Genomic DNA, 14,564 nt, shown 5'->3' on the forward strand with positions numbered 1-14,564 from the left:
CACCTGGGACACCTGCCCGGCGCTGTGCTGTGTGCCCCCGGCCCGCCGTCCCTGACCCCGACCACCTTCGACACCCCGTGGGGACGACAGATGCACCGGCGCCCAGCCGGCCAGCACCACCCGGTGCCCCCGGCCGGCGAGCGCGGCGGCCCACCGGCGGGTGTGCAGGGACTGCGCCGGGCCCAGCAGGAGCACCCGTGAGCCTTCCCCCGCGCCCCGGTCAGCCACGGCGGTGCCGCCAGACCTTGGTCGCCTTGACCACCCGGGCGCGCAGCCGGCTCGCCGGGTCCCGCAGCCGGGACCGCCAGCGGTCGGCGACGTCGTCGAACACGGGCATCCCGGTCAGACCCGCGGTGGCGGCGAGCAGCGAGACGTGCAGCGCGTGGTAGTTCACCGACGCGGGCCAGGACCAGCGCAGGTCGTACCGGGACCAGTAGCCGAGGTCGAAGTCGGCCAGCTCCGCGGCCAGCCGGTCCTGCGCGGCCAGGTGGGCGCTCCCGCCGGTGCGGTGCTGGTGCTCGATGAGCCCGAAGAGGGCGAAGAGCGCCCCGTTGAGCACCCGGCTCGGTGGCGTGGCCGGACACTCCTCGAGGAAGGGCCGGCCCCGCTCGTCGTAGTCGGCGCAGCCGCCCCGGTCGACCGGCCGCAGCAGCAGCCCGACGGCGCCGTCGGCGCCGTCCAGGTAGGACCGCTCGCCGGTGAGGTCGTGCGCGCGCAGCAGGGTGGACGCCGCCATGCCCTGCGCCATCCCGGAGTACCAGCCGGGGGCCACCCCGTACCGGGGCACCGGCACGGGATACCGCCAACCGCCCTCGCCGTCCTGGTGCGCCCGCAGCCACGACGCCTGGGTGAGGAACGGTCCGAAGCGGTCGCGGTCCGGCCGGTCCTCGGCGAGCGCCCGGCTGTGCTCGCCGAGCGCGTACAGGCACATCGACACGGGGTTGGGGTAGGGCCGGCCGTCGGGGCCGGTGGCGGTGACGACGCCGTCGGCGTCCAGCGCGGTGCCGCCCGGCAGGTCCGTCCAGACCACGGGGTACGGCCCACGCCCGTCCCGGCGCGCGCCGGCGGCCACCGGGTAGTCCCGGACCCGCAGGTCGCGTACGCCGCTCGCGAGCAGCGACCGGAGCGCGGTCACCACGAGCCCCCGGCCCCGGCGAGGGCCGTGCGGTACACGGACTCCACGTCGGCCACGGTGCGGTCGATGTCGAACCGGCGCAGGCACCGCTGCCGGCCGAGCCGCCCCATCTCCCGGCGGCGCTCCGGATCGGCGAGCAGCGCCACGAGGGCCTCGGCCAGCGCGACCGGGTCGCCCGGCGGGACGAGCAGGCCGGTCTCACCGTGCTGCACGGTGTCCGGCAGGCCACCGACGTCGCTGGCGACCGCGCCCTTCTCCATGAGCAACGCCTCGATCATCGCGTAGCACGCCGACTCCTCCATGGAGGGATTGACGAGCACGTCCATCGCGGCGAGGACGTTCTGCACGTCCGTGCGGTGGCCGGTGAAGTGCACCCGGTCGGCCACGCCGAGCCGGGCCACCCGGGCCTCCAGCTCGCGGCGGTAGTCGCCGCTGCCGACGAACTCGTCGCCGATGACGAAGACGTGCGCCCCGGGCACCCGGGCCAGCACCCGCGGCACCGCGTCGATCAGCACCTCGTGACCCTTGACGCCGATGTCGCGGAAGGCGCGCAGGCGGGTCGGGTACATGTGGGCCACCATGCCGACCGTCGGCACCTCGTCACCGAGGCCGAACTCGGCGCGGAACGGCCGGCCGGACGCCGTGGGGTCCAGGCGCCGCACGTCGCAGCCGTAGTGGCTGACGGCCACCGACCGGGCGCCGAACCGGCGGTACCGGTCGGCGAACGCGGTGCACGAGCCGATCAGGACGTCGGCGCGGGAGAGCGTGGCGAGGTCGATCCGGCGCAGGATCGGGCTGCGCAGGTGGTTGATCCCGGTGACCTGGTTGACGTGCAGGCCCCGGGCGCCGACCAGGCTCGCCACCCGGCAGGCGATGTTCGCCTTGAGCAGGTGGGCGTGCACGACGTGCGGGCGGAACTCGCGGATCAGCCGGATCAGGCGCAGCTCGGCGGCGGCCACCCGGGGCAACTGCCGGGGACGCCAACCGTTGAGCGGCACGATCTCCACCGGCACGTCGGCCGTGCGCAACCGCGCGGAGAGCGCCCCCTCGGCCGGCAGCACGGCCCGGACCTGGTGACCGCGCCGGGCCAGGCCGACGACCTGGTCGTGGAACCAGCTCCCGCCGTTCGGGGTGCTGGTGACCTGGAGGATCCGCAGGGGACCGGAGGGCTCCGGCAGGGTGGACGAGGTCATGTCGGCCTTCGGGTCGCGGTGCTGAGCAGCAGGACGAACGGGATGAGGACCGGCAGCGTGAGCAGCGGCTCACCGGTCAGCGAGCAGACCGCCAGCCCGATGCCGCCGAGCAGGGCCGCCTCCGGCACCCACCCCGTCCGCGCGCGGTAGCCGCGCCAGACCGACCGGTAGATCAGCACGAGCAGCGCGACGAGCAGCGCCGTGCCGATCAGGCCGGTCTCGGCCAGCACCGTGAGGTAGAGGTTGTGCGGATGGGCCAGCAGGCCGAGCCGGGGACCGGCCTGGTACGAACCGCCGGTGACGTGCTGGATGAAGTACTCCGGCAGCCGCTCGTTGAAGTTGAGGTAGCCGACGCCGAAGGCGGGGAAGTCCCCCGTCATCCGCAGCGCCGCCGCCCACATGTCCAGGCGCAGGCCGGACGAGACGTCGAGGGCGCCGGTGGCGGTGGTCTCGTTGATCCGCGTGCTGATGGTCTCCGGCACCAGGCCGGTGCCGGGCAGCGCCGCCGCGACGGTCACGCCCAGGGTCACCACCAGCCACAGCCCCACCCGGGCCAGTCGCCGCAGGGCGAAGCAAATCACCACCGCCGCCGCGCCGAGGTACGACGAGCGGCTGTAGGAGTAGCCCACCCCGAGCAGCAGGATCGGCAGCGCCACCAGGATCGCGAGCCGCAACGACACCGGTGCCGGGCGACCCCATCTGGCGAGCAGCACGGCGAGGGCGACCACGAGCATCGGACCCCAGACGTTGTGGTTCGCCTCGCCCGACGTGCCCGACAGCAGCGCCGCCGCCCCGTCCCGCATGGTGGTGACGGTCTGGACCGCGCCGACCACGGTCGCGGCGAACGCGAATCCGAGCAGCAGCGACCAGGCGGAGGGCCCGTCCCGGACCGCCAGGGGCAGGCAGACCAGCGGCACGGCCAGGATCGAGACCTGGGTGGCCGAGGCGAGCAGACCCTCCCCGGGGCCGATCACGGTCGCGCCGAGCAGCAGCACGGCCAGCAGGGCGACCACGAGCAGGGAGCAGTGCCGGTCCCGCCAGGTGACCCGCTGCCGCAGCAGCGCGCCGGTGGCGGCGGCCCCGCTCAGCACCAGCAGCACCACCGGGCTGACCGCGTACGGCTCGGGCAGCTGGGCCGCCGGAGCGGCCAGGGCCAGCCCCCAGAGCGCCGTCGCGGGGACGGCGGCGACGACGCCGACCAGCAGCAGGGCGGCGACCATCGTGGGCAGTGCCATCGGCACCTCGGCCAGCCGCGTGGCCAGCAGGCCGGCCCCGACGGCGGCCACCACGCCGAGCCCGCCCACCAGCGCCGGAAGGCTCCCGCCGCCGCGCCACCGACGCGGGGGCGCCGCCCGCCGGCGGGCGACCCGTCGTGGGTCGGCGCGGAGGAACGCCGGGGCGATCACGGCCGCGTAGACCAGGTAGCCGGCGCTGCCGGCCAGGCCGGCGCCGACGGCGTCGAGCCGGGGCACGAGGACCGCCATGGCGGCCAGCCCGACCGCCGTCGCGGCGACCGCCGCCACCACCGTGGCGGCCGGCCGGTCGGTCGCGGTCAGGTAGCTCTGCCCGACCCGGGCCAGCGCGAAGACCGCCACGCCGGGCAGCAGCGCCCAGACGGTCGCGACGGCGCCGTCGAACTCGTGGCCGTAGAGCAGCGGCACGACGTACGGCGCGGCGAGCGCCAACGCCGCGGCCCCCACGCTGGTGACCAGCAGGGTACGGCCGCCGAGGCGCACCACCGAGCGCCAGTCGGCCTGGCCGTTCGCCACCGGCGGGATCAGCACCAGGCTGACCGCGATCGGGATGATCAGAAGCACCTCGGCGAGCGAGAGCGCCACCGAGTAGACGCCGACGGCGCTGGCGCCCACCAGGAGCTGGATCACCGGCACCTGGAGGCGGATCATGCCGAACTGGGCCAGGTTGGGCAGGTAGGCCCGCCGCGCGGAGGAGCGGTATTCCATCACGTCACCGACGCGGCGGTCGCCGCTCTCCGGCCGGCTGCGCCAGATCAGCGCCACCAGCCCGGCGACCTGCCCCACCCCGTACGCCGCGAGGGCGGTGAGCGCCGAGACCCGGCCCGCCACCACGAGACCGCCCAGCCCGGCCAGGTAGACGGCGAGGGCCGCCACCACGACGAGGTTGTAGCCGGCGGAGCGGCCCCGGCCGATCTCGACCGAGCCGAGCAGTGCGCTGAGCAGCACCACGGGGCACAGGGCCAGGGCCAGGGCGAAGGTGGCCGGTTCCAGACCCAGGCGTACGCCCGGCCCGAGCAGCAGCCCGGCGGCGGCCCACGCCCCGGCGAGCGCCGTGCCGGCGAGGAGGGCGTAGCGGATGCTCGCCCGGAACGCGTGCCGGTGATGCCCGGACGACCGGCCGGCCAGCCGAAGGTTGGCGGTGTCCAGGCCGACCGCGCCCACCGTGCTGAAGACGGCGCCGGCAGCGATGGACACCGCCAGCAGGCCCCGGTCGTGGGGGCCGAGCGAACGCGCGGAGAGGATCCCCGCCGCGAGGCTGATCAGCAGGGACGCGACGCGGGAGCCGGCGGTGCCGGCGGCGGCGACGGCGAGCGCGCCCACGCCGACGCCGCTGGTCGGCGCGATCGGCGTGCCGGGCGCGGTAGCCCCGCCCGACGGCGGAGCGATGCGCGGTGCCAGGTGGCGCGGCCGGTCGAGGTCGATGGGGATGCTCACCGGGCCGGCACCCCCTTCACCACCAGGCCGGCCGGGACGTCCCGGACCACGCAGGCGCCGGCGCCGACGGTGGCGGCGGCCCCCACGGTCAGGCCCTGGAGGATCGCGGCGGTGGTGCCCACCAGGACCGCCTCGCCGAGGTGACAGTCGCCGGAGACGGCGGCGAGCGGGTTGACCGACACGTAGTCGGCCAGCGTGCTGTCGTGGCCGACGGTGGCGTTCTGGTTCAGGTGCACGTGCCGGCCGATCGTCACGTTGGTGGTGACGCGGGCGCCGGCGAAGGCGACGAAACCCTCCCCGTACGCGACGTCCGGGCCGACCGTCGCCGCCGGGTGGACCAGGGTCGCGACCGGCAGGCCGTACCCGTCCAGGCGTTCACCCACCGCGCGGCGCACCCGGGGGTCCCCGATGCCGATCACCACGTGGGTGTCCGGCGGCAGGTCCCGGAGCCGGTCGAGCCCGCCCAGGTACGGCACGTCGAGCCGCTGGACGCGTTTGAGGTTCTCCTCCGCGGGCCGGTCGTCCACGAAGCCGGCCGGTCGCCAGCGCGGCGCGTCGCCGTTGACCGCCCGGACGATGCCCAGCACCTCTCGGCCGTGACCGCCGCACCCGACGATCACCAGGTCGGTGGTCACGCGGGGGACGCTCCCGTCCGCTCGGCGAGGAACGCACCGATCACGGTGAGCACCTCCGCGACCTGGCGGGTGTCCATGGCGGACCCGCTGGGCAGGGTGAGGCCGTCGCGGAACAGCCGCTCGGCGGCGCCGGTGAACAGCCCCTGCGCGGCGCCGAAGACCGGTTGCAGGTGCATCGGCTTCCAGACCGGACGGGTCTCGATGCCGTGCCCGGCGAGGTGGCCGGCGAGGTCGGCGCCACGCCAGCCCGCCTGGCCCGGGTCGACCACGATGCTGGTCAGCCAGCAGTTGGACTCGTCGTCCTCCTCGCCGAGGACCCGCACTCCGGGCACCGCCGCGAAGAGCTTGGCGTACCTGTCCCGCAGGTCACGGCGGCGACCGATCATCCCGTCGAGCCGGAGCAACTGGGCCCGGCCCAGCGCGGCCAGCAGGTTGCTGAGCCGGTAGTTGTATCCGGTCTCGCGGTGCTCGTAGTGCGGCACCGGTTCCCGGGCCTGGGTGGCCAGGTGGCGGGCGCGGTCGAGCAGGGCCCGGTCGTCGGAGACGAGCATGCCCCCGCCCGAGGTGGTCATGATCTTGTTGCCGTTGAAGGAGAGCGCGGCCACCCGGCCGAAGGAGCCCGCGGGGCGCCCGTGGTGCCGGGCGCCGAGCGCCTCCGCGGCGTCCTCCACCACCGCGACCCCGAACTCGGCGCAGATCGGCAGCAGGGCGGTGTAGTCGACACAGCTGCCGAACATGTCGACCGGCACGACGGCCCGGACGCGTTCACCCCGGCGCACCCGGTCGCGGAGCAGTTCGGCGGTGAGGGCCACGTCCAGGTTGCCGGTGCGCGGGTCGCAGTCGACGAACACGGGCCGCGCGCCGGTGTAGCGCACCGCGTTGGCGGTGGCGACGAAGGTGAGCGTGGGCACCACCACCACGTCGCCCGCACCCACCCCGACGCCGAGCAGGGCGAGGTGCAGCGCCGCCGTGCCGGAACTCACCGCCACCGCGCCGGCGGTGCCGACCCGGGCCGCCATCTCGCGCTCGAAGGCCGCCAGGTCCGGCCCGACCGGCGCGACCCAGCCCGAACGCAGCGCGGCGATCAGGTACGACTCCTCGAGGGGCCCCACGTCGGGCGGGGAGAGATGGATGGTCCGCGTCATCGGTTTCCTTCCGGTTCGGCGTGCGATGGACGAGGGCGCCGAACGGAGTGGCCCCGGTCGGCAGGGCGGGTGACGGTCACCGGCGCGCGCCGTCCGCACCGGTCAGTGCGCCGGCGCCGACGAACTCCGGCGCGGTGGCGACACCCTCCGCGCTGATCCCCTCGCGGAGCAGCACCGTCCGGGCCGTGGCGACCAGGATGGACAGGTCCAGCCGCAGGCAGCGGTGGTCGACGTACCAGACGTCGTACTCGAACTTCTCCTCCCAGCCCAGGGCGTTGCGGCCGCGTACCTGGGCCAGTCCGGTGATGCCCGGGCGCACCTCGTGCCGCCGCGCCTGCCGTTCGGTGTAACGGGACAGGTAGGTGTCGAGCAGCGGCCGGGGGCCCACCAGACTCATCTCGCCGTGCACGACGTTCAGCAGCGACGGAAACTCGTCGAGGCTGGTGGCCCGCAGCCAGCGGCCCAGCCGGGTCAGCCGGTCGGCGTCCGAGAGCAGCCCCCGGGCCGGGTCGGGCGCCCGCATGGTGCGGAACTTGAGCAACTGGAACGGCCGGCCCGCGAGCCCGGCACGGCACTGCCGGAACAGCACCGGGCGGCCGTGCGCCACCAGCACCAGCAGGGCGAGGACAGCCATCAGCGGAGCGGTCAGGATCAGCAGCAGCGTCGCGACGGCCACATCGACGGCGCGCTTGAGGCGGTCCCGCCGAAGCTGTTCCACGGGGTGCGGCGACGGGGGGACCGTTCTCTCCGGAAGCAGCACGTCGAACCTCGCAAACAAGACATCTGGGTATAAAGAGGTTATTACACCCCAAATAGGGGATCGGCGGCCTGTTCCACGTTTTCAGGCCGATACCTCCCTGGATCCAACGCGTTCCCCCAGCGAGGGACACGGGTGGAGCGTGCGGAGCGGCAGTAGAGTGCGGGTCGCTCATTCGGGAGAGGACGCGCTGTGTTGCATCTGCGGGTGATCGCGCCCACCGACCGGTCCTCGGCGGTCGCCGACCTGCTCGCGGCCGATCCCGGCGTCACCCACCTGGTGGTGCTGGCCGGGGCCGCCCGCCAGCCGGCCGGTGACTACCTCACCTGCGACGTGGTGCGGGAGAGCGCCGACGGCGTGCTGCGCAAGCTCCAGGAGTTGGGCGTCGAGGCGCACGGGGCGATCGCTGCGGACGACGTGGAGCTGACCCTGTCCGCGGCCGCCGACAAGGCAGCGGAGGACGCCCCCGGGCACGGCGAGGACGCCGTGGTCTGGGACGAGATCGCCGCGAAGACCGGCGAGCAGACGGTGCTCACCGGCACCTTCCTGGCGCTGATCACGCTGGCCACCATGATCGCCGGCATCGGCGTGCTGCTCGACCAGCCCATCCTGATCGTCGGCGCCATGGTGGTCGGCCCGGAGTTCGGCCCGCTCGCCGCGCTCTGCGTGGCGCTGCTGCGCCGGCAGCCGCACATCGTCGGCCGCTCGCTGCAGGCGCTGGTGGTCGGCTTCCTCGCCGCCATGCTGGTCACCGTGCTGAGCACCTGGGCGCTCACCGCCGCCGGGCTGGTCAGCCGGGACATGCTGCTGGCCGACCGGCCGTTGACCGACTTCATCTGGCGCCCGGACGCGCTCTCCTGGGTGGTCGGCGTGCTCGCCGGGGTCGCTGGCATGCTCTCGCTGACCGCGAAGAAGTCCGGCTCCCTGGTCGGCGTGCTGATCTCGGTGACCACCGTGCCGGCGGCGGCGAACGTGGCGGTGGCGGCGTCCTACGGGGTCTGGCCGGAGGCGGCCGGCTCCGCGCTCCAGCTCGTGATCAACCTGGCCGCCATCGTGCTGGCCGGCCTGGCCACCCTGTTCGTGCAGCTCTGCTGGTGGCGACGGGTGGAACGGCGCTCCGCCCGGGGCCTGCCGCGGCAGCGGGCCGAACGCCGGCCCGCGCGGGTCAGCGCCAGTCGTCGCCCGCCTCGAGACGCGCGCTGAGCAGCGTCGCCAGCGGCACCGACTCGCCGTCCCGGCCGCCCCGCCCCACCACCAGCGGCGGCGGCGCGGGCTCCGGGTCGGCCCCGAACAGTCGCGACCGCAGGCTCGGCGGCACGGTGAGCAGGTAGAAGCGGCCGTCCGTGTCGACCGCCCGGGTGTGCGCCCGGTCCACGTACCAGCCGGTGATCCGGGTGCGGTAGCGGCCGCGTCCGTCGTAGCCGGCCGCCGTCAGCCGGTCGGTGCGCAGCCCGCGCCGCAGCGCCTCGGCGGCGAACCGGGCCACCAGCTCCGCGGCCTCCGCCTGCTCGGCGGCGCGCTGCCGGGCATCGGCCGCCGCGTGCGCCCGCACCGCCCGGCGCTGCCGCTCCCGCCACTCCAGGCCGTCGTCCCCACCCACGCCCGCGAGGGTACGCGCCCGGCCCGGTCCCGCCCGTCCACGCTGTCGAGCTGAGTCGTTCGTGACCTCAGCTCGACAGCGCCCCGATACCTCAGGCCAGGCCGGCGCGGCGCAGCGCGTCCGCCATGGCGCTGTTGGCCGGCGCCGGTGCCCCGCCGCCACGCCCCTGCCGCTGCTGCGGCCCGCCGCGCGAACCGTCCCGGTCCCCGCGCTGACCACCGCCGCCCTGGCCACCGCGCGAACCACCGCCGCGCTGACCGCCGCCGCTCTGACCGCCCCGACCGTCGCCCCGGCCGCCGCGCTGGCCGCCCTGACCAGCGCCGCCCTGACCAGCGCCGCCCTGGCCGCCGCGGTCGCGGCGTCCGTCGCCGCCCTGCGGGCGCCCGCCGCCGGTGGGCGCCTCGTCCTCCAGCCGGAGGGTCAGCGAGATGCGCTTGCGGGGCACGTCGACGTCGAGCACCCGGACCCGGACCACGTCGCCGGACTTCACCACGTCGCGCGGGTCCTTGACGAAGGTGTGCGACATGGCGGAGACGTGGACCAGGCCGTCCTGGTGCACGCCGACGTCGACGAACGCGCCGAACGCGGCCACGTTGGTGACCACGCCCTCCAGCACCATCCCGGGCGTCAGGTCGCTGATCTTCTCGACCCCCTCCACGAAGGTGGCCGTCCGGAACTCCGGGCGCGGGTCGCGGCCGGGCTTCTCCAGCTCGGCGAGGATGTCGGTGACGGTGGGCAGGCCGAAGGTGTCGTCGACGAACTCGGCCGCCCGCAGCCCGCGCAGGATGGCCGACCTCCCGATCAGCGCGCGCAGGTCCTGCCCGGTGTGGGCGAGGATCCGCCGCACCACCGGGTACGCCTCGGGGTGCACGCTGGAGGAGTCGAGCGGGTCGTCGCCGTCGGGGATGCGCAGGAAGCCCGCGCACTGCTCGAACGCCTTCGGCCCGAGCCGGGGCACCTTCTTCAGCTCGGCCCGGGTGCGGAACGGGCCGTTGGCGTCGCGGTGCAGCACGATGTTCTCGGCCAGCCCGGCGCCGATGCCGGAGACCCGGGTGAGCAGCGGGGCCGAGGCGGTGTTGACGTCGACACCGACCCCGTTGACGCAGTCCTCGACCACCGCGTCGAGGGAGCGGGAGAGCTTCGCCTCGGACAGGTCATGCTGGTACTGGCCGACGCCGATCGAGCGCGGGTCGATCTTCACCAGCTCGGCGAGGGGGTCCTGGAGGCGGCGGGCGATGGAGACCGCGCCGCGCAGCGAGACGTCGAGCCCGGGCAGCTCCTGGGAGGCGTACGCGGAGGCGGAGTAGACCGACGCGCCGGCCTCGGAGACCACCACCTTGGTCAGCTTCAGCTCCGGGTGCCGCTTGATCAGGTCGCCGGCGAGCTTGTCGGTCTCCCGGCTGGCGGTGCCGTTGCCGATGGCGACCAGCTCGACCCCGTGCGCCGCGGCCAGGGTCGCCAGCGTGTGCACCGAGGCGTCCCACTGCCGGCGCGGCTCGTGCGGGTAGATCGTGTCGGTGGCGACCACCTTGCCGGTGGCGTCGACCACGGCCACCTTCACGCCGGTGCGCAGGCCCGGGTCGAGGCCCATGGTGGGGCGGGCGCCGGCCGGCGCGGCCAGCAGCAGGTCGCGCAGGTTGGTGGCGAAGACCCGGACGGCCTCCTCCTCGGCCGCCTGCCAGAGCCGCAGCCGCAGGTCGGCGCCGAGGTGGATGAGGATCCGGGTACGCCAGGCCCAGCGCACCGTGTCGGCCAGCCACTTGTCGGCGGGCCGCCCGTGGTCGCTCACGCCGAACCGGCCGGCGATGGCGGCCTCGTAGCGGGTGGGGCCGGTGACCACGGCGTCGGAGTCGCCCTCGGCCTCCGGGTCCATGGTCAGGTCGAGCACGCCCTCCTTCTCGCCCCGGAACATGGCCAGGATCCGGTGCGAGGGGAGCCGGGTGTACGGCTCGGCGAAGTCGAAGTAGTCGGCGAACTTGGCGCCGGCGGCCTCCTGGCCGTCGCGTACCCGGGAGACCAGCCGGCCCCGCGACCACATCTGCTCGCGCAGCGTGCCGATGAGGTCGGCGTCCTCGGCGAAGCGCTCGATGAGGATGGCCCGGGCGCCGTCGAGCGCGGCGGCGGCGTCGGCCACCCCCTTGTCGGCGTCGACGAAGCCGGCGGCCGTCTCGCGGGGGTCGCGCGCCGGGTCGGCCAGCAGCGTGTCCGCGAGCGGCTCCAGCCCGGCCTCGCGGGCGATCTGGGCCCGGGTGCGCCGCTTGGGCTTGTAGGGCAGGTAGATGTCCTCCAGGCGGGACTTCGAGTCGGCCGCCATGATCTGCGCTTCCAGGGCCTCGTCGAGCTTGCCCTGGCCGCGGATGGACTCCAGCACCGCGGCGCGCCGCTCGTCCAGCTCGCGCAGGTAGCGCAGCCGCTCCTCCAGGGTGCGCAGTTGCGCGTCGTCGAGCAGGCCGGTGGCCTCCTTGCGGTAGCGGGCGATGAACGGCACGGTGGCGCCGCCGTCGAGCAGCTCCACGGCCGCCCGCACCTGCCGTTCGGCGACGCCGAGCTCCTCGGCGATCCGCTGGTGCACAGACTGGGTCACGATCTGATCCGCCTTCTCCGGTGGGTTCCGCCCTGCATTGTGCCGGCCGCCTCCGACCGGCCGTGCCGCACCCGCCGTCCGCTGCGCTAGCGTGGCGATCATGGAACAACCTGCGGATCCGCGGGCCCGGCGGCTCTTCGGCGGCAGCGCCCGGGCGCTCGGCGACCTGGCGGCCAGCCCGTTCCGGGCCGACCGGGACCGGATCGTCGGGTCGCCGTTCTTCGCCCGGCTGAACGGGGTGACCCAGGTGATCAGCCCGGGCGGGTCGGGGCTGCTCGTGCACAACCGGCTCACCCACAGCCTCAAGGTGGCCCAGGTGGCCCGGGCGGTCGCCGAGCGGCTGACCGCCGACCCGGCGCACCGCGACCTGCTGGAGAAGCTGGGCGGCTGCGACCCGGACGTGGTGGAGGCCGCCGCGCTCGGCCACGACCTCGGCCACCCGCCGTTCGGGCACCTGGGGGAGCGGGTGCTGGACCGGCTGGCCCGGCAGCGGCTCGGGCTGGCCGACGGTTTCGAGGGCAACGCCCAGTCGTACCGGATCGTCACCAGCACCGAGATCCGCGGCGCGGCGACCACCGGCCTGGACCTGACCGCGGCGGTCCGGGCGGCGATGCTGAAGTATCCGTGGACCCGGCTGGACCACCCGGACCCGCACCCGCGGCGCCTGGACCCGGCCCCGCGCGGCGCGGCCGGCCCGCCGGACGACCCGGAGAGCGGCTCGGCGAAGTTCGGCGCCTACCGGACGGAGATGGACGACCTGCGGCAGGCCCGGGAGCCGTTCGCCGGCCGGATCCCGGACTGGCAGCAGACCCCGGAGGCGTCGATCATGGACACCGCCGACGACATCGCGTACGCCATCCACGACGTGGAGGACTTCTACCGGGTCGGGGTGCTCCAGCAGGGCGCGGTGGCCGCCGAGCTGATGGCCTGGCAGCGCGAGTGCGGGCACTTCCGGGCGATCACCTCCTCGGCGCTGGCCACGGCGGGCCGGCGGCCGGGCGCGGCCATCGAGCGGCTGCGCCGCCAGTTGCACCGCAAGGACGCCTGGATTGCCGACGACGACGCGTTCGCGGCCGCGGTCGAGCACGTCCGCGAGGAGTTGGTGGAGGGGCTGTTGGCGCTGCCCTTCGACGGCTCGATCGAGGCCGAGCAGTACGTGGCCCGGTTCTCCGCCCGCTGGTCCACCCGCTTCGTGGAGGCCATCACGGTGACCCCGGACCCGGGCGTCCGCTCGGGGTACGTGCTGCTGGCCAAGCCGCAGTGGCACGAGGTGCAGGTGCTCAAGTTCGTGCACCACCGGTTCGTGCTGGCCCGCCCGGACCTGGCCCTGCACCAGCGCGGCCAGGCGCGGCTGCTCGGCACCCTGGTGGAGGCGCTCTGGGAGTGGCTGCTCGACCCGGAGGAGGAGTCCCGGCTGCCCCGCCGGCTGCACGACCTGGTGGAGCTGGCCGAGGCGGAGCTGCACCCGCGCACCCCGGACCGGATCGGCCGGGCCCGGGGGCGGGCGATCGTCGACTTCGTCGCGCAGCTCACCGACGGGCAGGCGATGGCCATGCTGGACGCGCTCTCCGGCCGCTCCGGCGCCCTCTGGACGGACGCCTTCGTGCTCTGAGTCGCGGGGTCAGGCCACGGCCTGCCACCAGCCGTCCACGGCCGGCGGCTCGTCCACCACCACCCGCTCGCCGGGGCGCGGCACGGCCAGCCGCACGTCGCGGGCCTTCGCCTCGGCCCAGAGCCGGTCCACCGGCTCCGACCAGTCGTGCAGGGCCAGGTTGAAGGTGGCCCAGTGCACCGGGACGAACAGCCCGCCGCGCAGGTCGAGGTGGGCGGCGACCGCCTCCTCGGGGAACATGTGGATGGTCGGCCAGGCCCGGTCGTACGCGCCGATCTGCATGAGCGTGACGTCGAACGGGCCGTGCTCGGCGCCGATCTCGGCGTAGCCGTCGAAGTAGCCGGAGTCGCCGGTGTAGAAGACCTTCCGCTGCGCCCCGGCCACCACCCAGGAGCTCCAGAGCGTGCCGTCGCGGCGCAGCCCGCGCCCGGAGAAGTGCTGGGCGGCGGTGGCCGTGATGGTCAGCCCGCCGATCCGGTGGCTCTCCGACCAGTCCAGCTCGATGATCCGGTCCTCCGGCACGCCCCAGCGGTCCAGGTGGGCGCCGACGCCGAGCGGCACCAGGAACGGCGCGGACTGGTGTTCGAGCAGCCCGCGTACGGTCGCCATGTCCAGGTGGTCGTAGTGGTCGTGCGAGATCAGGATGGCGTCGAGCCGGGGCAGCTCGTCGAGGCGGACCGGCGGCTCGTGGATGCGAAGCGGGCCGACCAGCGAGGACGGGGAGCAGCGGTCGCTCCAGACCGGGTCGAGCAGCACCCGGTGCCCCTCGATCTCGACCAGCGTGGAGGCGTGCCCGTACCAGACGATGCCCAGCTCACGGGCCGGATCGGCCGGCGCCGGGTCGGCGGGGCGCAGCAGCGGCACGGCGCTGTCCGGCCGCCGCTTCTGCTTGCCGAAGATCAGCTCCTTGACGAGGTTGCGGCCCGGGTCGGCGACCATGGTGCTGCGGGTGCCCGACGGGTTGTGGAACGTGCCGTCCCGGAAGCGCGGCGAGCGGGCCGCCCGCTCCGCGCGGGCCCCGGTGAGCCGGCCGCCGAGCTGGGCGGGCACGTCCCGCGCCGCCCAGGCCAGCCCGGCCAGCGCCCCCAGCCCCGCCATCCGCCACAGCCGCCCGCCGACTGCCCGGTCCAGTGCCCGCTCGTCCGGTTGCCGCATGTTCCGTCCCTCCGCCGTGTCCCGCAGTACACGGTAGCCATCCGCCCGCCACCTCGCG

Annotated in this window: 12 protein-coding genes; 3 read left to right on the plus strand and 9 right to left on the minus strand. The window is 75.1% G+C overall.

Annotation, left to right across the window (positions count from 1 at the left end; all coding sequences use genetic code 11):
* Positions 1-201 (plus strand): hypothetical protein (locus ABZV78_RS22155; protein ID WP_355641314.1); only part of this gene is annotated, 201 nt, incomplete at its 5' end.
* Between the two features lie 19 nt (positions 202-220).
* On the opposite strand, the gene ABZV78_RS22160 is transcribed toward ABZV78_RS22155, so the two are convergent.
* The 6 genes from ABZV78_RS22160 to ABZV78_RS22185 form a co-directional block, all read right to left on the minus strand.
* Positions 221-1,135 (minus strand): D-glucuronyl C5-epimerase family protein, encoded by a 915-nt coding sequence (locus tag ABZV78_RS22160; RefSeq protein WP_355641316.1) that lies wholly within the window; start codon positions 1,133-1,135, stop codon positions 221-223.
* Positions 1,132-2,328 (minus strand): glycosyltransferase, encoded by a 1,197-nt coding sequence (locus ABZV78_RS22165; RefSeq protein WP_355641318.1) that lies wholly within the window; start codon positions 2,326-2,328, stop codon positions 1,132-1,134. The genes ABZV78_RS22160 and ABZV78_RS22165 overlap by 4 nt, the downstream gene beginning before the upstream one ends.
* Entirely contained in the window at positions 2,325-5,018 is a 2,694-nt protein-coding gene (locus ABZV78_RS22170) for an O-antigen ligase family protein (RefSeq protein ID WP_355641320.1), read from the minus strand. Before ABZV78_RS22170 ends, ABZV78_RS22165 begins: the two co-directional genes overlap by 4 nt.
* Positions 5,015-5,653 (minus strand): NeuD/PglB/VioB family sugar acetyltransferase, encoded by a 639-nt coding sequence (locus ABZV78_RS22175; RefSeq protein WP_355641322.1) that lies wholly within the window; start codon positions 5,651-5,653, stop codon positions 5,015-5,017. The genes ABZV78_RS22170 and ABZV78_RS22175 overlap by 4 nt, the downstream gene beginning before the upstream one ends.
* The gene (locus tag ABZV78_RS22180) at positions 5,650-6,798 is read right to left on the minus strand and encodes an aminotransferase class I/II-fold pyridoxal phosphate-dependent enzyme (RefSeq protein WP_355641324.1); all 1,149 of its coding nucleotides are present in this window, start codon (positions 6,796-6,798) and stop codon (positions 5,650-5,652) included. The genes ABZV78_RS22175 and ABZV78_RS22180 overlap by 4 nt, the downstream gene beginning before the upstream one ends.
* Positions 6,799-6,874: 76 nt before the next feature.
* Positions 6,875-7,516 (minus strand): sugar transferase, encoded by a 642-nt coding sequence (locus ABZV78_RS22185; protein WP_355641326.1) that lies wholly within the window; start codon positions 7,514-7,516, stop codon positions 6,875-6,877.
* Between the two features lie 231 nt (positions 7,517-7,747).
* Between ABZV78_RS22185 and ABZV78_RS22190 the strand changes: the two genes are divergently transcribed.
* Positions 7,748-8,758: a DUF389 domain-containing protein gene (locus ABZV78_RS22190; RefSeq protein ID WP_355641328.1), complete on the plus strand. Its 1,011-nt coding sequence runs from the start codon at positions 7,748-7,750 to the stop codon at positions 8,756-8,758.
* Here the strand turns inward: ABZV78_RS22190 and ABZV78_RS22195 are convergent.
* Complete coding sequence (locus ABZV78_RS22195; RefSeq protein ID WP_355641329.1) at positions 8,721-9,155, minus strand: hypothetical protein; 435 nt, start codon at positions 9,153-9,155, stop codon at positions 8,721-8,723. The genes ABZV78_RS22190 and ABZV78_RS22195 overlap by 38 nt on opposite strands.
* A 91-nt stretch (positions 9,156-9,246) precedes the next feature.
* Positions 9,247-11,739, minus strand: a complete 2,493-nt coding sequence (locus tag ABZV78_RS22200; RefSeq protein ID WP_355641330.1) for a Tex family protein — start codon at positions 11,737-11,739, stop codon at positions 9,247-9,249.
* 100 nt (positions 11,740-11,839) lie between these two features.
* Here ABZV78_RS22200 and dgt point away from each other — a divergent pair, with 100 nt between their 5' ends.
* Complete coding sequence (gene dgt / locus ABZV78_RS22205; RefSeq protein WP_355641332.1) at positions 11,840-13,351, plus strand: dGTP triphosphohydrolase; 1,512 nt, start codon at positions 11,840-11,842, stop codon at positions 13,349-13,351.
* Between the two features lie 9 nt (positions 13,352-13,360).
* Here the strand turns inward: dgt and ABZV78_RS22210 are convergent, their stop codons facing one another.
* Positions 13,361-14,506, minus strand: coding sequence for an MBL fold metallo-hydrolase (locus ABZV78_RS22210; protein WP_355641334.1), 1,146 nt, complete (start codon positions 14,504-14,506; stop codon positions 13,361-13,363).
* Positions 14,507-14,564 lie beyond the last annotated feature (58 nt).

It is taken from the genome of Micromonospora sp. NPDC004540, from assembly GCF_040610095.1.
Lineage (GTDB): Bacteria > Actinomycetota > Actinomycetes > Mycobacteriales > Micromonosporaceae > Micromonospora.

Bases quoted from the DNA above. Each gene is read 5' to 3' on its own strand.
- dgt (WP_355641332.1), top strand. From the start codon at position 11,840: ATGGAACAACCTGCGGATCCGCGGGCCCGGCGGCTCTTCGGCGGCAGC.
- ABZV78_RS22180 (WP_355641324.1), bottom strand. From the start codon at position 6,798: ATGACGCGGACCATCCATCTCTCCCCGCCCGACGTGGGGCCCCTCGAG.
- ABZV78_RS22210 (WP_355641334.1), bottom strand. From the start codon at position 14,506: ATGCGGCAACCGGACGAGCGGGCACTGGACCGGGCAGTCGGCGGGCGG.
- ABZV78_RS22165 (WP_355641318.1), bottom strand. From the start codon at position 2,328: ATGACCTCGTCCACCCTGCCGGAGCCCTCCGGTCCCCTGCGGATCCTC.